Here is a 23,500-nt window from a genome sequence, read left to right as displayed (position 1 = left end):
CGGTACCGGCGCCCGGGGAGGGGTCGACCCGGGCGCCGGTCCGGGCCTACGGGGCGGCCCGCAGGCTCATCGGTCCCCCTCCGGGGCGACGCCGGCGGGCCAGCCCGGCAGGTCCGCCTCCTTCTGCACACCCGTCGCGTTGAGGAATCCGGCGGCCATCCGGTAGAAGCCCACCAGCACGACCAGCTCCACGAGCTGGGTCTCGGTGAAGCGCCCGGCGAGCTCCGCCCAGGTCGCGTCGGAGAGATCGGTGCGGTCCAGCACCTCGTCGGCGGCACGCAGCAAGACCTCGTCGGCCGCCGACCACTTCGCACCGGGATGCGCGACCCGGGCGATCTCCTCGTCGGTCAGGCCCGCGCGGCGTCCGATCAGGACGTGCTGCGCCCACTCGTACTCGCAGCCGCTGCGCCAGGCCACGCGCAGGACCACGAGCTCGCGCTCGCGTGCCGGCAGGTCGCCGCGGGTCAGGAAGAACCCGCCGAGCACGTTGAACCGCTTCATCATCCGCGGGTGCCGGGCCATCGTCCGGAAGATCGCCAACGGCACGCCCCGGTCGTCGCCGAGGGTCTTGGCCAGCATCTCCGCGACCTCGGGCTCCGGGTCCCCGACCGGGGCGACCCGCGGGTCGGCGGTGTGGGAGAACGGCATCAGCCCACCACCTTCGCCTCACGCAGCGCCGCGATGGCCGCGTCGTCGAGTCCGAGGCGGCTGCGCAGCACCTCGTCCGTGTGCTCGCCCAGGCCGGGCAGCGCCGCGGGCTCCTGCCCGACGAGCGAGCTCGCCACCTTGATCGGGTTGCCGACCGTGCGAATGGTGCCGAGCTCGCGGTTCGCGGTCTCCTGGCGCATCTGCCGCGCGGCGACCTGCGGGTCCTCGAGCAGGTCGTCCGTGGTGTTGACCGGTGCGGAGGGGACCCGGTGCCCCTGCAGGGCCGCCACCGCCTCGGCCCTGGTGCGGGCCCGGGTCCACTCCTCCACCGCCGGCCGGACGAGCCGCTCGTGCGCCTTCGACCGCTGGTGGCCGGTGGTGAGCTCGGGGTGCTCGGCGAGGTCGGGCCGCCCGATGCACTCGCAGAGCGCCGCCCACTCGCGCCCGTTGAGCACGGCGATGATCACGTAGCCGTCGCTCGTCTCGAACGGGCCCCACGGCGACTGCAGCGCGTACTGCCCGCGCCCCATCGCCTCGCCGACGTGCTCCTTGTAGGCCATCGGCAGGTCGTTCATCAGCAGCGACGCGTCGAACATGCCGATGTCGACCCGGGTGCCCTCGCCGGTGCGGTCGCGGTCGCGCAGCGCCACGAGGGTGCCGGCGAAGGCGCAGGTGCCGGAGAAGATGTCCGACATCGCGAAGCCCATCCAGGCCGGCGGGCGGTCCTTCTCCCCCGCCAGGTGGGTCAGGCCGGCCATCGCCTCGGCGATGATCGCGTAGGCCGGCAGGTCGCGGTACGGGCTGGGCAGCACGTCGTCGTGCCCGAACCCGCTGATCGACGTGTAGACCAGCCGCGGGTTCAGCTCGTGCAGTCGCTCCCAGTCGAACCCGAGGCGGGCCAGCACGCCCGGGCGGAAGTTCTCCACCAGCACGTCCGCCTGCACCACGAGGTCGGCGAGGATCTGCGCGCCGCGCTCGGACTTGAGGTCCAGCTCGATGCTCTTCTTGCCGCGGGAGAACCGCAGGATGTTCAGGTTGGTCGAGCCGCCGGGACCGTGCAGCTCGTAGCCCGCCTTGCGGTAGGTCTCCCCGCCCACGGGCTCGATCTTGATCACGTCCGCGCCGAAGTCGGCCAGCATCATGCTGGTGACAGCCCCGCTCACGATCTGCGTCAGGTCGACGACGATCACGCCGTCCAGTGCGCGAGGCGCCACCTGGTCTCCCGTCCGCCCTCACGCTCACTCAGTGAGAGCTACTCTTGCTGGATGACACAACCGTAGGAACGCCGCCGGAGCGCGTCAAGCCCGCGCCGGGCCAGTAGGCTCGCGCCGTCAGGAGGGAGTCCCGGTGCGGTCGATGCAACGTGTGGTCGCGATCCTCGAGGGCGTGGCCACCGCCCGCGGGCCGGCCACCGCCGCCCGGGTCAGCACCGAGATCGGGCTGTCGCTGTCCACGGTCTCGCGGATCATGCGCGAGCTGGCCGAGGAGCAGATGCTCGACCGCCTCGACGACGGCTCCTACGTCCTGGGCTCGCGGGTGTTCCGGCTGGTCCGGGACGCGCGAGCGGGCGGCGACCCGATGGCCACCGTCCACCGCGTGCTCGCCGAGCTGCGGGACCGCACCGGCGAGACCGCATCGTTGAACGTCCGCCGGGACGACACCCGCGTGTGCATCGCCTCCGTCGACAGCCGCCACGAGCTGCGCCGGGTCGTACCGGTGGGCGACGCGATGCCGTTGGTGGGCACCGCCACCGGGGACGTCCTGATGGCCGAGCTCGCCGCGGCGGAGCAGACCGCGCTGATCGACCGCGCCCGCGACGCCGCCGGTTCCCGGGTGGACCTGCTGGCCCGGCTGCGCGAGACCGCCGAGCGGGGCTGGGCCGTCCAGGCGGACGGGTTGATCTCGGGTGTGACCGGCGTCGCCGTCCCCGTGCGATCCGGTGGTGCGGTCGTCGCCGCCGTCACGCTGTCCGGGCCGACCACCCGGATGTCGCCGGAGATCGTGGAGAAGTGCCTGCCGGACCTCGAGGACGCTGCGCGCCGGATCGCGCCGTGGGTGCGCGAGCCGGGCTGATCCCGCTACCGGGCCGAATGACCGGTGGGCCGATCCGGCTGGTGGGCCGCGAGCTCCCGCGCCGCGGCCAGCGCGCGCCGGGCGCCCTCGGCGGCCCGGGCGGCGGCCTCCGCGAGCGGCCGGGCGTTGTGTTCCCGGGACAGGGCCTCGACGGCGATCGGCACGTCGATCCCCAGGCCGGCGAGCCCGGCCAGCCACCCCGGCAGGTCGATCGCGCCCTCGCCCGGGACCAGGCGGAACTCCAGCGCGTCCTCCGCCGGGTCCGGCCGCGGTTCCGCGAGCATGTCGTTGAGCTGCAGCGACACCACCAGGTCGGCCACCGGCGCGAGGTCCGCGAGGGTCACGCCGGCGCGGTGGAGGTGGTAGGCGTCGAGCACGATCCCGGCGTTCGCGGCACCGGAGGCCCGCACGAGCGCCGCGGCCCGTGCCGGCGTGGAGACCGGGGAGTTCGCCCGCGGCTCGAACCCGACGCCCAACCCGTGCGCCGCGGCACGCTCGCACAGCCCCGCGAACCGCTCGGCCAGCAGGTCCGCCGGCAGATCGTCGACCAGCTGGATCGTGGTCACCTGGCGCGACCCGAACGCGTCGGCCAGCGCGAACACGGCCTCCTCGTCGCCGCGGCCTCCGGAGTCCCACCCCTTGAGCGGCTCCAGCTCGGGCACCGCGAGGCCGCCCGCAGCCGCCCGGACGGCGGTGACCCCCGCCGCGGCCTCGGCCGGGGCGAGCGCGAGACCGGTGAAGCCCGCGGCCGCCGCCGCCTCCGCCCGGGCGGCGAGCGGGTGCCGGGGCGGCAGGGTCAGGTGCGCCCCGGTGAGCGTGTAGTAGCTGGCGACGAGGTCGGTCCGGTCGAGGAGGCCCACGTCAGCCCTCCTGCCGGGCCGGGACCAGGCACATGCCGTGCGACCCGCCGAAGGCCGGGCCGATGTTGTTGTCCAGGGTGGCCGTGACCTCGTAGGTGTCGAGGTCGATCACGCTCACCGAGCCCGTCTTGAGGTTCGCCGTGAACGCGGTGCGACCGTCGGCCGAGGAGCGGGTGGTGAAGGGGAGCTCGTCGACCTCGACCGAGGCCAGCACCTCCAGCTTGTCCGGGTCGACGACGTGCACCCGCCCGCGGACCGGCCCGGCCGGCGTGGCGCCCGGCTCCGGGAAGCGGAACTCGGTGACCAGGACCCGGCCGTCGGGCGCGACCCGCAGCGCGGACAGGTACTCCTCGAACTCCAGTCGGCCGACGACCTCGTCCGTACCGGTGTCGATCTTCACCAGTCCGGGCACCGGTGTGCCGGGCGGCGGGACCGCCTTGTTCAGCTGCCCCTGCGCCACGTTGATGACCAGGCTCATCATCGGTGTCGCGGCGAACACGAACCGCCCGTCCGGCGAGCAGTCGATCTCCTCCGCGCCCGCGGGGGCCGGGATCGTGCCGACCTGCCGGCGCACCCGCAGGTCGACGACGGACAGCACCGGCGCCTCCTTGTGGGCCACATACGCCTTGGCGCCGTCCGGGGTCAGGCACATCCAGTGCGCGTTGGGCGCCTCGAGCGGGATGTTCCCGACGACCTGCCGGGTGGCCGCGTCGATCACCACGATCCCGTTGCGGCCGTCGCCCGCCTCGACGCCGGTGTAGATCAGGTCGGCCGCCGGGTCGTACTCCACGTCGTGCGGCGCCTCGTACGGGCTGACGTCGATCACGTCGACGACCGTGCGGGCGTCGGCGTCCACGACACTGATCTCGTGCGCCTTCGGCTTGCCCTCGCCGTACGCCCCCGCGCGGTAGGTGTGCGCGAGGTAGGCGAGCCGGCGCCCGCCGTCCCACGCCATCTCGTGCGGCTGCGCGATCAGGTCCGGCACGGTGTCGAGCTTCTCCAGCGTGGTCGCGTCGAAGAAGTCCAGCTTCTGCCCGAACTGGCTGGCCACCATCAGCACGTCACCGGTCATGGGGCCGCATCATGCTCGGCGGAGCCGACGCCGTCCAGCGCTTCCCACTACCATTGCATGATTGCTACGCTCACTGTACGAGCAAGGATGCCGAGACGAGGAGTGGGTGTGGCAGGCGCACCGAAGGAGATCCGCTTCAACGCCCTCGAGCAGGGCAACCCGAGCTTCCAGTCCTTCGGGCTCTGGGCGCACCCGCGGGACAAGGCCGTGGACTACACGTCCATCCGCTACTGGGCGGAGTACGCGCAGCTGCTCGAGCGCGGCCTGTTCGACAACCTCTTCATCGCCGACGTCTACGGCATGCCGGACGTCTACGAGGGCACCAAGGACGGCGCGCTGCGGAACGGCTGCCAGTCCCCCAGCGTCGACCCGGCCGTCCTGCTCCCCGCGATGGCCGCGGTGACCGAGAACCTCTGCTTCACCATGACCGGCAGCTGCACCTACGAGCAGCCGTACCAGTTCGCCCGCCGGATCTCGACGCTGGACCACCTGCTCGAGGGCAGGCTCGGCTGGAACATCGTGACCAGCTACCTGGCCAGCGGCGCCCGGGCGATGGGCCTGGACGGGCTGATCGCGCACGACAGGCGCTACGACATGGCGGACGAGTTCTGCGAGGCCGTCTACCGGCTGTGGGAGCAGAGCTGGGCGGACGGGTCGCTGGTCAAGGACAAGGCGACCCGCGTCTACGCGGACCCGTCGAAGGTCGAGGAGATCGTCTTCGAGGGCGAGTTCCACCGGTTCCGCGCCGTGCACGCCGTGGAGCCCTCCCCGCAGCGCACCCCCGTGCTGTTCCAGGCCGGCGGCTCCGAGCGCGGCCGGCGGTTCGCGGGCACCCATGCCGAGGGCATCTACCTCAACGGCACCACCACGGAGATCGTCCGGGACAAGATCGCGACGATGGCCAAGGAGCTGGAGGCCGTCGGCCGCTCCCGGGAGTCGGCGAAGTTCTTCGCCGGGGTGTCGATCTTCGTGGACGAGACCGAGGAGCTGGCGCGCGCCCGGTACAACGACTACCTGCGGTACACGAGCTTCGAGGGCCTCATCGCCACGATGTCCGGGATCATGGGCATCGACCTCTCGAACTACCCGGTGGACCAGCCCATCGAGTACGAGGAGAACGACGCCAACCGCTCCGCCCTCGAGATGTTCACCCGGGGCAACAGGTGGACGCTGCGCCAGGTGCTCGAGGAGAAGGCCTTGTGCGGCACCAACATGGCGCTCGTCGGCAGCCCGGAGCAGATCGCGGACGAGCTGATCCGCTGGATGGACGAGACGGACCTCGACGGGTTCAACGTGGCCCGGATCGTGGCCCACGAGACCCTCGAGAACGTCATCGACCTGGTGATCCCGATCCTGCAGGAGCGCGGCCGCTACAAGACGGAGTACGCCCCCGGCACCTTCCGCGAGAAGCTCTTCGGCGCCGACCGCATCCCGCCGACGCACCTCGCCGGCACATTTCGGCGCTGACGGCGGTGCTGACGGCGGTGCTGACGGCGGCGCTGACGGCGGCGCGGGAGCCGGGCCATGGCTCCCGCGCCGGGTCAGTCCCGCGGGAGCTTGCCGGGGTTGAGCAGGCCTGCGGGGTCGAAGCGGTCCGCGGCGGCCCAGCGCGGCGGCATGTCCTCGTGCACCACCCAGCTGTGCGGGCTGTCGACGGCGAGGCCCTCGGCACGCAGCCGCTCCATGCCCGCGTGCACCAGGGCGTCGTCGCGGTGCGGGGCGAGGATCCGGGCCATCAGGCACGGGCCCTCGGGGCCGCGGATGCCCTCGAGCTGCACGGTCGCGTCCGCGAAGGCCTCGCCGATGAGCACCCGTTTGCCCAGGATCGCGTTGCCGCGCACCAGGACGTGGTACAGCTCGGGGCGCCTGGCCTTGGCCCGCACGGTGGTGTGGTTGTTGATGAAGGTCGCGAGGAAACGCACCGCCTCGGGCCGCACACCCGAGACGCTGCCGCCGCCCCGCTCCACGATCTCCCGCACCGCCTCGGCCTGCTCGACGCCGACGACCGCCCGCAGGTTCGTCCGGCCCGGCACGAAGCCCGGGTCCTCGGGGAAGAGCGCCGCGAGCTCCGGCTCGGTCACCGCGAGGATCTGCGGCGGCGGGTCCAGCCGCAGGATCTCGAGGGCCATCGCGGCACCCGCGTCGAGGTCCGGCACGGAGGCGAACACGGCGGTCCGCTCCCGCGCCGGCACGGTCCTTAGCCCCACCCGCACGATCAGCCCGGTGGTGCCGAAGGCGTGCACATGCGGGGTGGTGTCCGGGAACCGCACCTCGACGGGCTCGGCGTCGGCGGTGACCCGCACGAGCGTCAGGGCCTGCACGAACCCCTCGTGGTTGAAGCCGTGCTCGATCGAGCCCGGTCCCCCGGCCCCGCCGCCCACGTACCCGGCGACGGTGCTGTTCAGCGTGGTCGGGAACATCGCCGGCTCGCGGCCGGTGCCCTCGAGGAACGCGAACAGGTCGTGCCAGCTGGTGCCGGGCAGCGCGCTGACCACGCCGTCGTCGTCGAGGACGATGTCCCCGGCGAGCTCGTGGAAGTCCACCATGATTCCCTGCGCGAGCGGGATGATCTGCCCGTAGTTCGAGGTGCCCTTGCCGCGTGCGGTGAGCGGGATCCCGCGCTCGTGCGCGAACCGGGCCAGGGCCCGGACGGCCTCGACCGTCCGGACCGTGACCACGGCGTCGGGCAGGGTCCGCGGGATGCTGCCGTGGATGATCGGCGAGACCCAGGAGAAGTCCTTGGTCGCGGCCTTGCAGGCGGCCTCGTCGGCGCCGACCCCGGCGGAGTCGCCGAGGAGGGCGCGCAGGTCCGCCGCGAGTGTCTCGGGGAGAACGGTCCCTGCCGCCATCAGAACCCTTCCGGAGCGGTGAACCCGACGAGCCCCGCCTCCTCGGCGAGCGCGGCCACGGCGAGCGGGGTGCGGTCGTCGAGGTAGCGACCGAGCAGCTGCGCGCCGATCGGCAGGCCGGAAGCCGCCCCGGCACCCAGCGGCACCACGGTGGCGGGACCGCCACCGAGGCCGGAGATCCGGCTCCACGCGCCGACGGCGTCGCCGGCCGGGTACGGCCGCCCGTCGAGCTCCAGGGTGCGGCGGTCGTTCGGGACGTCGGAGTGCCGCGGCGCGGCACACGGTGCGGCCGGGCACAGCACCACGTGGTGCCGCTCGTGGATCTCCGCCCAGCGCGCGGCGATCGCACGCTGCGCCTCGAAGTCGTTCAGCGCGTCGCGCAGGGACTGGACGTGCCCGCGGGCCATGTCTCCCGCTCGGCCGGTCGCCCCGGCTCCGGCGAGGTGGACGCTGCGCGCGAACGCCTCCGGGTCCAGGCCGTGCACGACCTCGCCGGCCTGCAGGCGCACGAACAGCTCGATCGCCTCCTCGCCGCGCACCGGTGGGGCGGTCAGTTCCTCGACCTGCGCCCCGGCCCGGTCCAGGGCGTCGGCGAAGGCGCGGATCGCGTCGCGGGTCTCGGAGTCGACGGGGCAGGCAGGGTCGTCGAGCCAGACCGCCACCCGGGCGCCCGCGAGCGAGGTGACCCGGGCGGGCGGCAGCTCCAGCCGCCAGGCGTGGGCGTCGAGCCCCTCGGCCCCGGCGATCGCGTCGAGGAACCGGGCCGAGTCCGCGGCCGAGCGGGTCATCGGGCCGACGGCCGAGACCATCGGCTCCAGCAGCCCGCCCTCCGGCCACGGCATGTGCCCGAGCTTGGACACGATCCCGTTCGACGGCCGGTGCCCGAACAGGCCGCACCACGCGGCGGGGACCCGCAGCGACCCCGCGAGGTCGCTGCCGAAGTCCGCCACCGCGATCCCGGCGGCGACCGCGGCCCCGGACCCGCCGGACGACCCGCCCGGCGACCGCTCACGGTCGAACGGGTTGAGCGTGCGGCCGAGGTCCTCGTTCACCGACTGGTGGTCGGCGAGGTAGACCGGCACGTTCGTCTTGCCGACGACGACGGCGCCGGCCTCGCGCAGCCGCCGAACCAGCGGGGAGTCCACCGTGGCCTGCCGCGCGTCGGACAGCCGGCCGTGCGAGGTGCGCATGCCGGCGGCGTCGAACGCGTCCTTGATCGTGACGGGCAGGCCGGCGAGCGGGCCGACCGGCTCGCCCGCGGCGCGGGCCGCGTCGACCGCGTCCGCGGCGGCGCGGGCGCCCTCGTCGTCCCGGTCCACGACTGCGTTCAGCTCGCCGCCCGCCCCGTCGAGCAGGGCGAGGTGCTCCTCCAGCAGCGCCCGCGCGGTGACGGCCCCGGAGTCGAGGTCCGCCAGCATCCGGGTGCCGTCGAGGGCGGCGAGCGAGGGGAGAGTGCCGGAGGCGGAGCCTGCGGAGCCGACCGTCGGTGCCGTCACGCCACTGCGCTTTCTGCCTCGAGCGCCTGCTGCCCGTCGGCCGACATGGCGATCCCGAGCCGCGGCGCCACCTCGGCGGCGAACATCCGCAGCTGGTCCTGCTGCTGCTCCGGGGTGAGGCCCAGGGCGTCCATCGCGACCGAGAGCCGGCGCAGGCCGAGCCGGTCGCGGTACTCCGCGATCTGCTCCGCGACCTCGTCGAAGTCACCGACGACATAGATCCGCTGGCGCATCGACTCCTCGAGGGTCGGCGCGTAGTCGAACGGGGTGGAGTCCATGCCGGCGGGCGGGTCGTAGGTGGCGAACCGGCCGTAGGGCGAGAGCAGCTTGGTCAGCTCGTCGTGCCCGGGCCGGGCCAGCGCGACGGCCTCCTCGTGCGTCGGCGCGACGTTGACGTGCAGGACGAGCATCTGCTCCTCCCCCACCTCCGTCGGCCGGCCGTGCTTCGCAGTGAGCTCCGCGTGCAGCGCCCAGGCCTTCTCCAGGCGCGCCGCCGACTGTCGGGTGTAGACGCCGATGTGCCCGTGCTCGGCCACGTAGTCGACGGTCCGCGGTGAGGTGCAGGCCTGGTAGATCTCGACCTCGCGGGTCACGTTCGGGACCAGCGCGAGGTCCTGCACGAACCCGCCGCGGTCCGGGATCCCGGCCGGCGGGAACTGGAAGTGCGTGCCCTGGTGGGAGAACCGCTCCTGGGTGAACGCGGCCCGGATCGCGGCCATGGCTTCGGCGAAGTGCTCGCGGTTGGCCTGCTCGGCATCCGCGTCGAGCCCGTTGTCCCCCGACTCGATCTTCGCGCCGAGGGTCTGCATCTCCCGCGGCACGGTGCCCCGGCCCACGCCGAAGCGCATCCGGCCGCCGGTGAGGATGTCCGCCGCGGCGAAGTCCTCGGCCAGCCGCAGCGGGTTCCACTGCGGGACGATGTTGAACATCTGGCCGAAGTTCAGCCGCCGCGTGACGGCCGCCGAGTACAGGCCCAGCAGGACCTGGTTCGGGACGACCTCGTAGCCCTCGTGCTGGAAGTGGTGCTCGGTGTACCAGAAGGTGTCGAAGCCGACCTCGTCCGCGACCTTCGCCAGGTCGACGAAGTCGCCGAACGCGTCCGCGTAGTCCTGGCGCCCGTATCGGCGGGAGGTGGCGGCGGGGCCGGCGGCGCCGGCGTCGGGCATCCGGACGGCGCCCAGGATGTTGGTGTCGATGCGCATCTCAGGAACTCCAGGTCTCGGTCGTCGCCGGCTCAGTCGTCCGAAGACATGGCGGACTCGTGCCAGCGCCGCAGCGCGAGCACCTCCACCAGCCGGACGAGCCCGAACAGCAGCAGCGAGACGCAGCTCGCGGCGATGACGGCGAGGAACAGGCGCGGCATGAGCAGTTGCTGCGCGGTGGACGTGATGACGTAGCCGAGGCCGCCCTGGCCGCCGCCGATGCCGGCGACGAACTCGCCGACGATCGCGCCGATGACGGACGAGCCCGCGGCGATCCGCAGCCCGGTCAGCACGTAGGGCAGCGCGTACGGGATGCGCAGGACGCTCATCTCGTAGCGCTTCGAGGCTCCGGCCATGGCGAACAGCTGCACGAGGTTCCGGTCGGTGGACTTGAGGCCGGTCAGCGTGTTCGCGGTGACCGGGAAGACGGCGATCATGGCGGCGACCACGGTGTTCGTCGTGGGGCCGGGGCCGAGCCAGACGACCAGGATCGGCGCGACGGCGATGATCGGGATGGTCTGCAGCAGGACCATGTAGGGGTAGAGGCCGCGCTCGGCGACGTTCCAGCGGGCCATCACGAACGCCACCGCGAACCCGACGACGGCGGCGAGCAGGAACCCGCCGTACGCCTCGCCCATGGTCACCAGGGTCGGCTCGACCAGGGTGCCGATCGCGGGCCCGATCTCGGCGAGGACGTCGAGCGGGGCGGGGACCAGGAACTTCGGGACCCCGAACAGGCTGATCAGCGCCTGCCACAGCGCCACGGCGATCACGAGGACCACCAGCGGCGGCAGCACGAACGACAGCAGGGTTCGGCCGGACGGGGCCTTGCGCGGCACCGTCGGCCGGGCGGCCGCCTGCGGGGTGGCCGGGGTCTGCGCCGGGGGCGTCGCCGGAGTCTTCTCTGCGATGCTCATGCCGCCGCCAATCGCGCGCCGATGTACTTCACGGTCTCGTCGAGCGCATCGGTGTCGCGCGCCGCGTCCGGGTCCGTGCCGGGCGGGCTCGGGGACTCCACGATCTCCACGATCCGGCCGGGTCCCGAGGCCATGACGACGACCTCGTGGGCGATCTTCACGGCCTCGCGGATGGAGTGGGTGATGAACAGGACGCCGAAGCGGCGCTCGCGCCACAGCCGGATCAGCTCGTCCGCCATGCGGTCACGGGTGAACTCGTCGAGGGCCGCGAAGGGCTCGTCCATCAGCATCAGGTCCGGCTCGGAGGCCAGCGCCCGGGCCAGCGAGACGCGCATCCTCATGCCGCCGGACAGCTCCCGCGGCAGGGACTTCTGCACGTTCTCCAGGCCGACCAGGCGCAGCGCCTCGACCGCCCGGCGGCGGGTCTCGGCCCGCGGCACCTTGCGGATCCTGGAGACGAGCTCGGTGTTGGCCAGCACGTTCCGCCAGGCCATCAGCGTCGGGTCCTGGAAGACGTAGGAGTTCTGGGTGGAGCCGATGCTCAGCTCACCGGTCGTCGGTGAGGACAGCCCGCCGGCCATCCGGAGCAGGGTGGTCTTGCCGCAGCCCGAGGGCCCGACGATGCTCACCACCTTCCCCGGGCCGATCGTCAGGTCGATCGGGGCGAGGGCGGTGAAGCCGTTCGAGTAGGTCTTGGTGACGCCGGCGAACCTGACCAGGTCCGCCTGCACGGCAGTCGTCATGGGGGGTCTCCTCAGGGGGCCGGCGGCAGCGTCGTCGGGGCGGGGACGGTGGGCAGGGCCGAGGTGTCGAACAGGCTCGCCGGGTCGAGGCCCGGCTCGAGCGCGCCGAGCTGCGTCATCTGGTCGACGAGCGTGGACCAGCGCGCCGGGGTCATCGCGCCGAGCGCGGTGGCGCCGTCCCCGGCGGTGAGGAACTGCCGCTGGGCGTCCCACGCGAACCAGTTCGCGGCGGCGTCGAGCTGCGGGTTCTCCTGCTGGAGGGTGGCGTTGACCTTCTCCGCCAGAGCGGTGTCCGACATGTACGCGGACCAGCCGCGCATCGTCGCGTCGAGGAAGGACCTGACCTTCTCCGGGTTGTCGCGGAGGAAGTCCTCGGTCGTGAAGATGACGTCGTTGTAGGGGTTGTAGCCCGCGCTGGCGTAGCTCAGGAAGCGCGTCTGCACACCCTCCTTCTGCGCCGTGTACGCCTCGTTGGTCGGCCAGCCCTGCTGGACGGCGGCGTCGTCGTGCACGAAGGTGGCGATCGAGCCGTTGTACGCGGCGGTGGTGAAGTCGATGCCCTGGGAGCGCTTGACCCACTCCTGGCCGAGCTGTCCGGTCTGGACGTACCAGGTGCGGCCCGCAAGGTCCTTCCAGTCCTGGGCTCCGCTGTCCGCGTGGACCATCACGCCGACCGGGTTCTCCTGGAACAGCGCGGCCACGGCGACGATCGGGATCCCGGTCGCCTTCGCGTTGGCGACCGTGGTGGCGTCGCTCAGCCCGAAGTCGGCGCGGCCCGAGGCCACGACCTGCGTCTGCGACACCTGCGGGCCGCCGGGCTGGATGTCGACGTCCAGGCCCTGCTGCGCGAAGAGGCCCTGCTCCTCGGCGGCGTAGAAGCCGCCGGACTCGGCGGTCGGGTACCAGCCCAGCACGACGCTCACCGGCTCGGCGCCCGCGCTCGCCGGCGCCGCCGACGTGCCGCACGCCGCCAGGCCGAGCGCGAGGAGCCCGCCGAGCGCGGCGGTCAGCAGGCGCTTCACCGCGCAGTCCGGAACTCGAAGGCGGACATCTGTGCGTAGGCCGACGCCAGCCGGCCGGTCCAGTGGGTCACGATCTCCTTGCCGATCTCGGCGGTGGCGGCCCGGGGGTCGCCGATCACGCCGTTGGTGGTGAGGTCGTCGCTGATCCACGCGGTGGGCAGCGCGCCCTCCAGGCTCAGCTCGCCGGGGAACAGTGCGGGGAGGTGGTCGCCGCCGAGGACGAACCGGTCGGTGTGGACGGTCTCCGGCGCCAGGTGGAGCATCACCGAGGTCTCGACGTGTCCACCGTGGATGGAGAACTCGGCGTCGGGCAGGTCGAGGCCCTGGGGCACACCGAGCCTGCCGGTGGTCACGGGGAAGACCAGCAGGCCGGACTCGGTGCGGATGTCGCGGGCGGCGACGTCGAGCGAGGCGGGGTTGCCGCCGTGCCCGTTGACGAACGCGAGCCGGGTGAAGCCGGAGGCGGCGACCGAGCGACCGACGTCCTTGAGCACCGCGAGCAGGGTCTCGCTCGACAGGCTCATGGTGCCGGCCCAGCCGAGGTGCTCGGTGGACTTGCCGTAGTGCAGCGTCGGGAGGACCCAGACCTCGGCGTCCGTCTGGTCGGCGGCCAGCGCGGCGATCTGCTCGCCGACGAACGCGTCCGTCATGACGGGCAGGTGCGGGCCGTGCTGCTCGATCGCGCCGAGGGGCTGGACGACGACGGCCTTCGTCTTGTCGAGGTCCTTGATGTCCGAGGTGGACAGCTGCGCGAGCTTCACGAGAGCACCGCCCGGTCCGTGGCGTCCCACTCGGTGACGGTCCCCTTGGCCACGAGCTCGGCGAAGCCGCCGGGCAGGGCGCCGTCGTCGTCCGCCATGACCGTCACGGCGTAGAGCCGCTCGGTCCCGCTCGTGTTGACGATCCGGTGCACCGAGTTCGGCGGCAGGACGAGGGCGTCGCCCGCCCTCAGGTCCACGACGTGCTTGTCGCTGTGCGCGCGGCCGGTGCCCGACAGGATCACGAAGATCTCCGTGGACTCCGGGTGCGAGTTGTCCGGCTGGCTGCCGCCCGGCTCCCAGACCTCGAAGAACACGCTGGTCGACGAGCCGTCCGCCGGGCCGGCGAGCAGCGCCAGCTTCACGGTGTCGGAGGGCGAGATGAGCTGGGGCGCCACGTCGTCGAGGTGCCGCAGGATCGGCGGAGGGGTGGTCACGATCCGTCCTTACTGGTCGGTGCTGCGGAGAGGGCTGCGAGCAGGTCCGCGGAGTCGCAGGAGAACCCGTAGCACTGGCGGGTGTTGTAGAGCGTCGCCTCGTGGCAGAACGCGGGCGACGTGGTGGCGGAGGCGCCGTCGACCAGCACCACGTCGTAGCCCAGGCAGGCGCCGTCGACCAGTGTCGAGGAGACGCACTGGTCGGAGTTGACGCCCGCGAGGAACAGGGTGTCCACGCGCAGGTTGCGCAGGATCGAGTCGAGCGGCGTGTCCCAGAAGCCGCTCATCCGGTACTTGTCGACGTGCAGGTCGCCGGCTTCGGCGGTGAGCCCGTCGACCAGGGCCGCGCCCCAGGAGCCCTTGGTCAGCACCTTGGAGCCGTTCGGCATCACCGCGCCGATGCCCGCACCGCGGCCCTCCGGGTCGTAGACGTGCGCGACGCCCGGCGGGACGTTGGCCTGGTCCTCGCGGTTGCCCCAGTTCAGCCAGACGATCGGCACGCCGGCGGCGCGGGCCGCCGGGACCAGGGATCGGAGGGCCTCGATCGCCGGGGCCAGCGGGGAGACGTCCACGCCGATCGAGTGCAGCCAGCCGCCCTCGGTGCAGAAGTCGTTCTGCATGTCGACGACGACCAGGGCGCTGCGCGCGAGGTCCGCGGTGACCGGCGCGGGCAGCGCCTTGAGCTCGATCGGCCGGGGCTCGCGGTGCGGGCGGCGCAGGTCGACCCGCCCCTCGGCGAAGGTCCAGCGGTTGGGGTTCACGCGGCTCCCTCCAGGGTCGCGGCGAGGCGGAGCAGGTCGAGATCCGTGCCCGGTGCGCCGACCAGGCACAACCCCGCGGGGCGGCCGTCGGCGGTGCGCAGCAGCGGGACCGAGACGGCCGGGGCGCCGGCGAGCCCGGCGAGGCAGGTCATGCGCAGGGTCCCGGCCCGCTCGGACTCGACGGCCGCGGCGCTCGCGCCCCAGGCCGGGGCGCCGCCGGCGCTGCTGGGCAGCACCAGCACCGCGCCGTCCAGCACCTCGCGGAGCCGGGCGCGGGCCTCGGCGACCGTCGCGCGGGCGGCGTCCGCCTCGGCGACCGTGACCGCGGCGGCCGCGGCGAACCGCCCGCCGACGTCCGCCCCCAGCGCGCCGGGGTGGGCGGTGATCCACTCGCCGTGCGCGGCCCAGGCCTCGTAGGCCTGCACCGTGCGGAACGCGGCGAACCACTCCTCGAGGGTCTCCGGGGCGAGGTCGACGACCTCGGCGCCCGGCAGCAGCCCCTCCCCGACCAGCGCGGCGCGGCGGTCGGCGCAGGCGGCGGCGACGTCGGGGCTCGCGTGACCCTCGGCCGTCGGCAGCACGACGGCCCGCACCGGCGGGCTGCCGGCCGGGACGGCGGAGGCGCCGGGGAGCAGCACCTCCGCCACCCGCAGAGCCGGGCCGACCGCGCGGGCCACCCACCCGACCGTGTCGAACGACGGCGCGAGCGGCAGCACCCCGTCCGTCGAGATCGCGCCGTGCGTGGTCCGGATCCCGACCAGCCCCTGGTAGGAGGCCGGGACCCGGATCGACCCGGCGGTGTCGGTCCCGAGCCCGACCTCGACCTGGCCGAGGGCGACCGCGGAGGCGGGCCCGCTCGTCGAGCCGCCGCCGATCCCGCCGGGCACGGCCGGGTTCGGGGTGGTGCCGTAGTGGGCGTTCTGCCCGGCGAGGCTGTAGGCGAACTCGTCCGTGCGGGCGATCCCGGTGATCTCCGCACCTGCGCCGAGCAGCGCGGACACCGCGGGGGCGGTCGTGGTCCGCGGCGCTTGCTCGGCGAGCCAGGTCGGGTTGCCCGCGCCCAGCCGCTCCCCCGCCACCGCGAACAGGTCCTTCACGGCGAGCGTGACGCCGTCGAGCGGGCCGGAGACGGTCGGCGCGACCAGCGGCGCCCCGACGACCCGCCACACCGAGGGGTCGAGGGGAGGCGCGGCCGCGGCGGGGAGGGGGTGCGCCGCCGCGACCGGCCGGTCCTTCTTCGGGAGGGTCACGTGGGCGGCCGTGACCTTCCACGTGCCGTCGAGGCGCTGCCACAGTTGGGTCTGCAGGCCCGTCGCCCCGTTCGACGGCTCCTCGGTGGACGCCATGACCAACGCGGCGTCGTCACCGATCGGTCTGACCTGCAGCCCGGCCACCCGACGCGTGGGGATCACCACGCGGCCGGAGCGGAACCCGGCGATGGCGTCGTGCCCGACGAGCAGCGTGGTCCCGTCGCCGCGGACGGTGTCCGGGCCGGGGGCGAAGAGCGCGTCGAGGGTGGCGACGTCGTTGGCCAGCAGCGCGGTCTCGTAGGCGTCGAAGGCACCGAGCAGGCCCTCGGGGACCGGCGCCGGCGAGACGACCCTCACGGCCTCGGCGATCATCGCGGCACCTCGATCCGGTCCACGGCCGCGAAGTCGGCCAGCCGGATCCGGGCGTGGGAGCCCTTCACGATGTCGACCACCTGGGAGATCTCGAAGTCCGTCGCGGCGGACAGGTAGGCGTAGGCCAGCTCGGGGGCCATCCCGTAGACCGCGCCGAGGAGCTCGACCGCGTTGCGGCCGCACTTCTGCACGGCGACGTCGAGGTCCTCGTCGAGCCCGGTGGGCACGAGGAACTCCGCGGTGCGGACGAACGGCCCGGTCACGGCGCCGTAGCGGGCCGCGGCCTCCGCGGCGGGCACGACGTCGACGGTGAGGGTGGCGCGCAGCGGCGCCTCCAGCGCCGTCAGCGCGATTTCGCCGTTGCCCTGGGCGAAGTGCGGATCGCCGACGTAGAGGCCGGCGCCGGGCACCTGGACGGGCAGGTAGAGCGTGGTGCCGGCGACCAGCAGCCGGATGTCGATGTTGCCGCCGTGCAGGCCGGGCGGGGTGGAGTGCCGGCGCGGGCCGGGCGTCGCCACGCCCATGACGCCGAGGAAGGGCGCCAGTGGGAAGCGGACCGGGCGGTCGGGGTCGCCGGGCTGCAGCGGGAGCGTGCCGCGCGCGGCGTCGAGGCCGAGCTCCAGGTCGTTGACCCGGCAGAAGATGCTGGTCAGCGGGCCGTCGACGGGGAAGCTGCCGGGGAGCAGGCCCTTCCCGTGCCGGCTGGAGACCACGCCGTAGGGCACCCGGGGGACGAGCGCGTCGACCCGCACGGCGAGCAGGTCGCCGGGCTGCGCGCCGCGGACCTCGATCGGGCCGGTCACCACGTGCGGGCCGCCGGTGCGGTCGTGGTGCCCGTCGGCGGCGACGGCGATCGCGTCGAGCAGGACGTCGCGGGGCGCGACGCCGTGGGCACCGAAGAAGGCGATCGGGTCCCGGCCCTGGTCCTCGAGGATCCCCTCGTGGCTGACGGTGTCGACCACGACGGCGGCGCCGGGCTCCACCGAGAGTGCGGGGGCGTCGTCGGCGCAGGGCAGCCGGCCCCAGGTGGTGGTCGCCGGGGTGGCGGGGAGGTAGGCGCCGTCGGACGTGGCGGTGAGCGGCTGCAACACCGGAGCGGCGGCGATGGGTGCCAGCTCGGACGCGGTCACGGGGTCTCCCCCGTCGCGCGGTCCTCGAACCGGTCCCGGGTCAGGGCGGCGACGTCGGCGAGGTGGCGGGCCATCGCGTCCCGCGCCTCGGCGGGGTTGCCGGCCGCGACCGCGGCGAGGATCGCCCGGTGCCCGAGGTAGGAGACCTCGCGGGCGTAGCGGGTGGAGTGCGAGAGCACCCGGGTCGACGAGGTCCACGAGCAGGCGAGCGTGTTGATCGCCGACATCAGCGGGTTCTGCGCCGCGGCCGCGATGAGCATGTGGAACTCGAGGTCGAGCCGCAGCGACTCCTCGGGCGCCACCTCCGCGACCGGGTTGCGCAGCAGGTTCTCGAGCTCGACGAGGTTGGCGGCGGTGGCCCGCTCGGCGGCCAGCTCGGCCAGCCGGGGCTCGATCGCGCCGCGCAGCTCGGCAACGTCCCGCAGCTGGTGCTCCGCGTCGGAGAGCTGCGAGTACAGCGTCTGGACGTGCTCGGGCGCGGGCAGCACGGTGGTGCCGCGGCCCGGCCGGCGCTCGACGAGGTGCTTCGCCTCCAGCTCGTGCATGGCCTCGCGCAGCGACGCCCGGGACACGCCCAGGCTCGCCGCCAGCTCGCGCTCCGACGGCAGCCGGTCCCCCGGCCTGAGCTCGCCGACCGCGATCAGCTTCTCCAGGTGCGCCGAGATCTCGGTGCTCACGCTGCCGCGGAACGCGCCCGGCGCGAGCCGCGGCAGCTCGAGGGCGGAGGACGGCACCGGGCGGCGATCGCCCGGTGCTCCGGTGGTGCTGTCCACACCCGGTCCTTCCTGACTTCCGGCGCCGAACCACCCCGGGGGTGGTTGGCCTGACCAATCCGACCGTAGGCGGCGGAATGGTTCGACAACAGCGGCCCGGCGATCACGAAACCGTTTATTCACACGCGAAATACCGGCGAAACGGACGGGGGAAACGGGCCCGGCCGCAATGCCTCGGTCACCGTGTTTCGGGCAGGTGAAGTTCGACGCTCAACCGTTGACGGCGGGGGCCCCGACGCCCGATGGTCTGGGCGGTCCGCTTGGTCGGACCATCCGGCCCGGACCTCCTCCGGGACCGCGATCAGCTCGCTGAGCTGGGCCGACGTCGAGCGCACCCGCTGCGCCGCCGCTGGCCCGGGCGGCTGGGGTCGCGATCCCGGAGCTGGCCCGGCCGCCCGCTCGTCCGGACGTCGCCGTCCCCTCCCCTCCGACCGGACCCGCTCCCCGGGCCCGAGCACCGCCGTTTCCGTGAATGCGCAGAAATGGCCCGTCCCCTTTTCCCGACGACGCCGAGAATGGTTGTCCGCGCGTCGGCCGGGCGTTCCCGCCGCGAGATGTTGGAGCCCCCATGTCCCTGTCCCCCACCCGCTGGGCGCGCCTGCCGCTCGCCCTCGTGGCGCTGGCGACCGCCCTCGTCCTCGCCGCGTGCGGCGGCGCCTCCGGCGGTGCGGCCGCGTCGAGCTCCGGGCCCGCCGGCGACGACAGCCTCACCGTGCAGCTGTCCTGGTTCAGCAACGCGCAGAACGGCGGCTGGACCGCCGCGCAGACCCAGGGCTACCTCGCCGACGCCGGCTTCTCCGACGTGAAGATCCTCCCCGGCGGACCCAACGTCTCCGGCATCCAGCTGCTGGCCTCCGGCCGCGCCGACATCGCGGTGACCACCGCCGAGTCCTACCTGCAGGCCAAGGCGCAGGGCCTGCCGATCACCGCGGTCTACAACGAGTTCGACACCCCGCCGACCGGCGTGCTGGTCAAGCAGTCCACCGGCTGGACGAAGTGGAGCGACCTCGCCGGCAAGTCCTGGACCGTCGCCCCGATCAGCCTCGGCTGGCAGTGGGTGCAGCGCAGCCAGAACATCCAGTTCCCGACCCAGAACTTCAACGGCACCTACGCCGCGTTCTTCGCCTCGCCCGACGGCGTGGTCCAGGGCTACCCGACCAACACGGTCTACGAGGCCCGCAAGCAGAACATCGACGTCAACTACTTCAGCTACGCCTCGGCCGGCTTCAACCCCTACGGCCAGATCCTCGCGGTGACCGAGGACTACGCGAAGAACCACGGCGACACGCTGAAGCGGGCGCTGGGCGCGCTGTCGAAGGGCTGGACGGCCTACCTCACGGACGTCGACGCGGCCACCAAGGCCAACGACCAGATGCTCACGGACAACAACCAGCTCGCCGCCGACACCAACTGGTTCACCTGGGCCGGCCAGCGCCCGTTCGTGATCGGCGGCCAGGGCGGCAAGCAGATGGGCGCCATGGGCGACGAGCGCTGGAACACCACGATCGACCAGATGAAGCAGATGGGCGCGCTGCCCGCCGACTGGAACCCGAGCGGCCCGCTGTACGACAACTCGTTCCTGTCGACCGAGGTCATGCCCCAGCTTGACGCGCTGCCCGACGCCCCGGCCGGCTCCTTCCAGGGCGCCGCACCGGCGATCACGGCCCCGACCAGCTGACCGCCCCCCGCCCCGCCCCACGGAGGAACCATGACCCGGTCCGCCGAGCTCGGCGCCCGCACGGTCGAGACCAGCGCCCTGCCCGTCGTCGACATCTCCGGCCTGCGCACGGACGACCCCGCGGCGCGCGCCGCCGTCGGCCGCGCGCTGCGCGCGGCCTGCGTCGACAAGGGCTTCTTCTACGTCTCCGGGCACGGCATCGAGCCTGCGCTGCTCGAGGCCGCGTTCGCCGAGGCCCGCACCTTCTTCGCGCTGCCCGCGGCGGAGAAGCAGCGGGTCGCGATGACGAAGGACAACTACGGCCGCGGCTACGAGGACGTCGGCGGCCAGACCCTCGAGGCCGGCGCGCCGCCGGACCTCAAGGAGGGCTACTACCTGGGCCGCGAGTCGCGCTCCGACGGCACCGTGCCCGAGGGCGACGCCGGTGTGGGCTTCGGACCCAACCTGTGGCCCGCGCGCCCGGAGTTCCGCGAGGTCCTCACCGAGTACCACCGGCGGATGACCGGGGTCGCGACGCTGCTGATGGACGGCCTCGCGCTCTCGCTCGACCTGCCCGAGGACTGGTTCCGCGACTTCTGCGCCGAGCCGACCCCGACGCTGCGGATCCTGCACTACCCGCCGCAGCCGCCGAACCCGCGGCCCGGGGAGAAGGGCGCCGGCGCGCACACCGACTGGGGCGGCATCACCCTGCTGGCCCAGGACGAGAACGGCGGCCTGCAGGTCCTCGACGAGGACGAGGGCTGGATCCACGCCGCCCCGATCCCGGGCACGTTCGTCGTCAACCTCGGCGACCTCATGGCGCGCTGGACCGCCGACCTCTACCGCTCCACGCTGCACCGGGTCGTCAACACGTCCGGAACCGAGCGCTACTCGATGCCGTTCTTCTTCTCCGGCCGGCCGGACGCCGAGGTCACCACCATCCCGACCTGCCGCCGCCCCGGGCAGCCGGACCACTATCCGCCGACGACGCCCGCGCAGCACACGCGGGAGCGCCAGCGGGAGACGTACGAGCTGAACATGCTGTGACGTGGGCGGAGATGGGCGCCGTGAAGGTGCGCACTGCGAGATGAGGCTGTGAGCTGGGCCACGGGAAGATCCGCCTGAGGGCCGCGGGAACGCAGACTCCGTTCGTGACCGAGCTCGAGATCGCGCCCGGAGCGACGGCCGTCGGGACCCTGCTGGACGTCCACCCCACCGGGCCGGACCGCTACGAAGCTGCCGGCCAGGAGGGGCTGGTCGAGCGGGGGTTCGGCGGCGTCGTCGTCGGCCGGGCGCTGCGGGCCGCCGGATCGAGTGTGGGCCCCGACCGCCCCGTCCACTCGATACACGGCCACTTCCTCCGACCCGCCGACGCCGCCGCGGCCACCCGCTTCCACGTCACGCCCGTGCGCGACGGCGCCACCGTCAGCCTCCGGCAGGTCGTCGCCGAGCAGCACGGCAAGGAGATCTTCCTGCTCACCGCCTCGTTCGAGGTACCTCAGGACGGCTGGGCGCACCAGGTGCCCCGGCTGACCACCGGCGTGACCGATCCGGCAGACCTCCCGACGCCCTTGGAGCAGGTCGCCGGGGCCGACGAGACCGTGCGCAGCTGGTGGACGCGGCTCGACCGGCTGCACCCGGTCGACCTCCGGTTCGAGGGCGAGCTGCCGCGCAGCGCCGCCCACCGGGGCGAGGCGGCACCGCCCCACCACCGCTTCTGGGTGCGCACCCGCGAGCCCCTCCCCGCCGACCCGCTGTTCCACCACTGCGTGGTCGCCTACGCGTCGGACATGATGCTGCTCTCCACCGCGCTGGCCCCGCACGCGACCATGTTCGGAGCCCCGGACGTCACCGCGGCCAGCCTCGACCACGCCGTGTGGTTCCACGGCGCGGTCCGCGCCGACGACTGGCTCTGCTACGAGCAGGACAGCAGCTGGGCGGCGGACGGCCGGGCGCTGTGCCATGGGCGCTTCTTCGCGCGGTCGGGCCGGCTCGTCGCCACCGTGGCGCAGGAGGCGATCGTCCGGCGTCGCGCCGGCTGACCCCGACAGGGCGACCCCGCGCCGCGGCACGACAGGGCAGGATGCGCCCATGACCGACCGTCCGGCCGTCGCCCCCGCGATGCGGCACCGCAGCATGCGGGACCACAACCTGGGTGTGGTGCTGGGCGAGGTGGCGCGGCGGGGCACGGTCAGCCGCGCCGGGCTGGCGGTGGCGACCGGGCTGACCAAGTCCACGGTGTCGTCGCTGGTCGGCGAGCTGGTCGCGGCGCGGCTGCTGGTGGCCGAGGGCCGCACGGGCGAGGGCGAGCGGGGCCGTCCGGGCATCGGGCTGGCGCTCGACGGCGGGCACGTGGCCGGGCTCGGGTGCGAGATCGGGGCGCGCCGGCTCGCCGTGGCGGTCGTCGACCTCCGCGGCCGCACACGGGTACGGCTGGAGCAGGTGGGCACCAACCGGCGCTCGCCCGCCGCGGTGTTCGACGAACTCGCGGCGCTGGCCGCCGAGGCCGAGCGGCGGGCGACTGCGCAGGAGCTCACGCTCGTCGGCGCCGGGCTCGCGATCCCCGGCCTGCTCGACCACTCCGCCGCCGGCCGCGGCCGCTGCGTCGTCGCCGCGCCGAACCTGGGCTGGCGGGACGTGCCGCTCGACCCGTACCTCGCCGACCTCCCGCCGCGGACGGGCCTGCCGGTGGCGGTGGACAACGAGGCCAACCTGGCCGCGCTGGGCGAGCTCCGGCTCGGCGCCGGGAGCGGGCACCCGTCGTTCCTCGTGGTCACGGGCGAGGTGGGCATCGGCGCCGGGTTGGTCGTCGGGTCCGGGTTGTACTCGGGCGCCGACGGCTTCGCCGGCGAGCTGGGGCACGTGGTGGTGGCGCCCGGCGGCGCACCCTGCGCCTGCGGGGGCCGGGGCTGCCTGGAGACGGTCGCGGGGCTGCCCGCCCTGCTCCGCGCCGCCGGCCTCGACCCCGACGGCGGTCTCACGCCGCTGCTCGACGCCCTGGACCTCCCCGCGGGCGATCCCGCCGGCGACGCCGCACGGACGGCCGTCGACGAGGGGGCTGCCGGCCTGGCCCTGGCCCTGACCGCCGCGGTGCACCTGCTCGCCCCCGGCCTGATCGTGCTCGGCGGGACGCTCGCCGCCCTCGGCCCGGTCCTGGTCCCGCGGCTCGACGCCGCCCTCGCCGCGCAGGTCGGGGCGCTGCGCGGCACCGCTCCCCCGGTCACGACCTCCGCCCTCGGGCCCGACGCAGCCGTCCTCGGTGCCGCCCTAGGCGTCGTCGACGCGGTCCTCGCCGACCCGGTCCGGATCATGCCCGCTTGATCTGCGCATCCCGCCGCGCTCGTCGGTGCGGGCGGGATGATCGGAGCGAGGGTGACGATGCGGTCGTGCCGATCACTCTCCCGTCCCACTCGTCGTGATCTTCACGTGATGACGCGGTGCCCCTTGCCCCGCCCCCGCCGCAGGTCTAGCGTCCTCCTT

The 23,500-nt window shown here is 73.8% G+C and carries 22 protein-coding genes; 6 read left to right on the top strand and 16 right to left on the bottom strand.

Going from position 1 to position 23,500, the window contains the following annotated elements; genetic code table 11:
- Positions 1-66: 66 nt before the first annotated feature.
- A complete protein-coding gene (locus PKE99_RS30555; RefSeq protein ID WP_037051588.1) occupies positions 67-648 on the bottom strand; it encodes a carboxymuconolactone decarboxylase family protein in 582 nt (193 codons plus the stop codon).
- Positions 648-1,862 carry a CaiB/BaiF CoA transferase family protein gene (locus tag PKE99_RS30550; RefSeq protein ID WP_037051591.1) on the bottom strand — a complete coding sequence of 405 codons (1,215 nt, stop codon included), beginning with the start codon at positions 1,860-1,862 and terminating at the stop codon, positions 648-650. The genes PKE99_RS30555 and PKE99_RS30550 overlap by 1 nt, the downstream gene beginning before the upstream one ends.
- A 142-nt stretch (positions 1,863-2,004) precedes the next feature.
- Between PKE99_RS30550 and PKE99_RS30545 the strand changes: the two genes are divergently transcribed.
- Positions 2,005-2,721, top strand: a complete 717-nt coding sequence (locus PKE99_RS30545; protein WP_156068019.1) for an IclR family transcriptional regulator — start codon at positions 2,005-2,007, stop codon at positions 2,719-2,721.
- A 5-nt stretch (positions 2,722-2,726) separates the two neighbouring features.
- Here PKE99_RS30545 and PKE99_RS30540 read toward each other — a convergent pair whose 3' ends face one another.
- On the bottom strand, positions 2,727-3,581 hold the full coding sequence (locus tag PKE99_RS30540) for a sugar phosphate isomerase/epimerase family protein (protein ID WP_037051594.1): 855 nt from the start codon (positions 3,579-3,581) through the stop codon (positions 2,727-2,729).
- A gap of 1 nt (position 3,582) precedes the next feature.
- On the bottom strand, positions 3,583-4,653 hold the full coding sequence (locus PKE99_RS30535) for a YncE family protein (RefSeq protein WP_037051597.1): 1,071 nt from the start codon (positions 4,651-4,653) through the stop codon (positions 3,583-3,585).
- Between the two features lie 108 nt (positions 4,654-4,761).
- On the opposite strand from PKE99_RS30535, the gene PKE99_RS30530 reads away from it, so the two are divergent.
- The gene (locus PKE99_RS30530; RefSeq protein WP_037051599.1) at positions 4,762-6,120 is read left to right on the top strand and encodes an LLM class flavin-dependent oxidoreductase; all 1,359 of its coding nucleotides are present in this window, start codon (positions 4,762-4,764) and stop codon (positions 6,118-6,120) included.
- 74 nt (positions 6,121-6,194) lie between these two features.
- On the opposite strand, the gene PKE99_RS30525 is transcribed toward PKE99_RS30530, so the two are convergent.
- Genes PKE99_RS30525 through PKE99_RS30470 form a run of 12 tightly spaced genes read right to left on the bottom strand, consistent with a single transcriptional unit; the run spans position 6,195 to position 18,363 of the window.
- A complete protein-coding gene (locus PKE99_RS30525; protein ID WP_037051602.1) occupies positions 6,195-7,502 on the bottom strand; it encodes an FAD-binding oxidoreductase in 1,308 nt (435 codons plus the stop codon).
- A complete protein-coding gene (locus PKE99_RS30520) occupies positions 7,502-8,998 on the bottom strand; it encodes an amidase family protein (RefSeq protein WP_051738082.1) in 1,497 nt (498 codons plus the stop codon). The genes PKE99_RS30525 and PKE99_RS30520 overlap by 1 nt, the downstream gene beginning before the upstream one ends.
- Positions 8,995-10,200, bottom strand: a complete 1,206-nt coding sequence (locus PKE99_RS30515; RefSeq protein ID WP_051738083.1) for an LLM class flavin-dependent oxidoreductase — start codon at positions 10,198-10,200, stop codon at positions 8,995-8,997. The genes PKE99_RS30520 and PKE99_RS30515 overlap by 4 nt, the downstream gene beginning before the upstream one ends.
- 32 nt (positions 10,201-10,232) lie before the next feature.
- Positions 10,233-11,117, bottom strand: coding sequence for an ABC transporter permease (locus PKE99_RS30510; RefSeq protein ID WP_051738084.1), 885 nt, complete (start codon positions 11,115-11,117; stop codon positions 10,233-10,235).
- The gene (locus PKE99_RS30505) at positions 11,114-11,860 is read right to left on the bottom strand and encodes an ABC transporter ATP-binding protein (protein WP_051738085.1); all 747 of its coding nucleotides are present in this window, start codon (positions 11,858-11,860) and stop codon (positions 11,114-11,116) included. Before PKE99_RS30505 ends, PKE99_RS30510 begins: the two co-directional genes overlap by 4 nt.
- 11 nt (positions 11,861-11,871) lie before the next feature.
- Complete coding sequence (locus PKE99_RS30500) at positions 11,872-12,882, bottom strand: ABC transporter substrate-binding protein (protein ID WP_051738086.1); 1,011 nt, start codon at positions 12,880-12,882, stop codon at positions 11,872-11,874.
- A complete protein-coding gene (locus tag PKE99_RS30495; RefSeq protein ID WP_037051604.1) occupies positions 12,879-13,643 on the bottom strand; it encodes a creatininase family protein in 765 nt (254 codons plus the stop codon). Before PKE99_RS30495 ends, PKE99_RS30500 begins: the two co-directional genes overlap by 4 nt.
- Positions 13,640-14,077: a cupin domain-containing protein gene (locus PKE99_RS30490; protein ID WP_081924615.1), complete on the bottom strand. Its 438-nt coding sequence runs from the start codon at positions 14,075-14,077 to the stop codon at positions 13,640-13,642. The genes PKE99_RS30495 and PKE99_RS30490 overlap by 4 nt, the downstream gene beginning before the upstream one ends.
- A complete protein-coding gene (locus PKE99_RS30485; RefSeq protein WP_037051607.1) occupies positions 14,074-14,838 on the bottom strand; it encodes a cysteine hydrolase family protein in 765 nt (254 codons plus the stop codon). The genes PKE99_RS30490 and PKE99_RS30485 overlap by 4 nt, the downstream gene beginning before the upstream one ends.
- Positions 14,835-16,460: an AtzH-like domain-containing protein gene (locus PKE99_RS30480; protein WP_271214945.1), complete on the bottom strand. Its 1,626-nt coding sequence runs from the start codon at positions 16,458-16,460 to the stop codon at positions 14,835-14,837. Before PKE99_RS30480 ends, PKE99_RS30485 begins: the two co-directional genes overlap by 4 nt.
- Positions 16,457-17,590 carry an acetamidase/formamidase family protein gene (locus tag PKE99_RS30475; protein WP_197040826.1) on the bottom strand — a complete coding sequence of 378 codons (1,134 nt, stop codon included), beginning with the start codon at positions 17,588-17,590 and terminating at the stop codon, positions 16,457-16,459. Before PKE99_RS30475 ends, PKE99_RS30480 begins: the two co-directional genes overlap by 4 nt.
- Complete coding sequence (locus PKE99_RS30470) at positions 17,587-18,363, bottom strand: FadR/GntR family transcriptional regulator (protein ID WP_197040827.1); 777 nt, start codon at positions 18,361-18,363, stop codon at positions 17,587-17,589. Before PKE99_RS30470 ends, PKE99_RS30475 begins: the two co-directional genes overlap by 4 nt.
- Before the next feature lie 568 nt (positions 18,364-18,931).
- Here PKE99_RS30470 and PKE99_RS30465 point away from each other — a divergent pair.
- From PKE99_RS30465 to PKE99_RS30450, 4 genes are all read left to right on the top strand, one after another.
- On the top strand, positions 18,932-20,041 hold the full coding sequence (locus PKE99_RS30465) for an ABC transporter substrate-binding protein (RefSeq protein ID WP_037051610.1): 1,110 nt from the start codon (positions 18,932-18,934) through the stop codon (positions 20,039-20,041).
- Positions 20,042-20,071: 30 nt separating this feature from the next.
- Positions 20,072-21,067 (top strand): isopenicillin N synthase family dioxygenase, encoded by a 996-nt coding sequence (locus PKE99_RS30460; protein ID WP_037051611.1) that lies wholly within the window; start codon positions 20,072-20,074, stop codon positions 21,065-21,067.
- Between the two features lie 104 nt (positions 21,068-21,171).
- The gene (locus tag PKE99_RS30455) at positions 21,172-22,062 is read left to right on the top strand and encodes an acyl-CoA thioesterase (protein ID WP_037051614.1); all 891 of its coding nucleotides are present in this window, start codon (positions 21,172-21,174) and stop codon (positions 22,060-22,062) included.
- A gap of 49 nt (positions 22,063-22,111) precedes the next feature.
- On the top strand, positions 22,112-23,341 hold the full coding sequence (locus PKE99_RS30450; protein ID WP_037051617.1) for an ROK family transcriptional regulator: 1,230 nt from the start codon (positions 22,112-22,114) through the stop codon (positions 23,339-23,341).
- Positions 23,342-23,500: the final 159 nt, after the last annotated feature.

This window comes from Pseudonocardia halophobica, assembly GCF_027922425.1.
Classification (GTDB): domain Bacteria; phylum Actinomycetota; class Actinomycetes; order Mycobacteriales; family Pseudonocardiaceae; genus Pseudonocardia; species Pseudonocardia halophobica.
The sequence above is the reverse complement of the archived record's forward strand: the minus strand, read 5'-3'. Positions and strand labels throughout refer to the sequence as shown.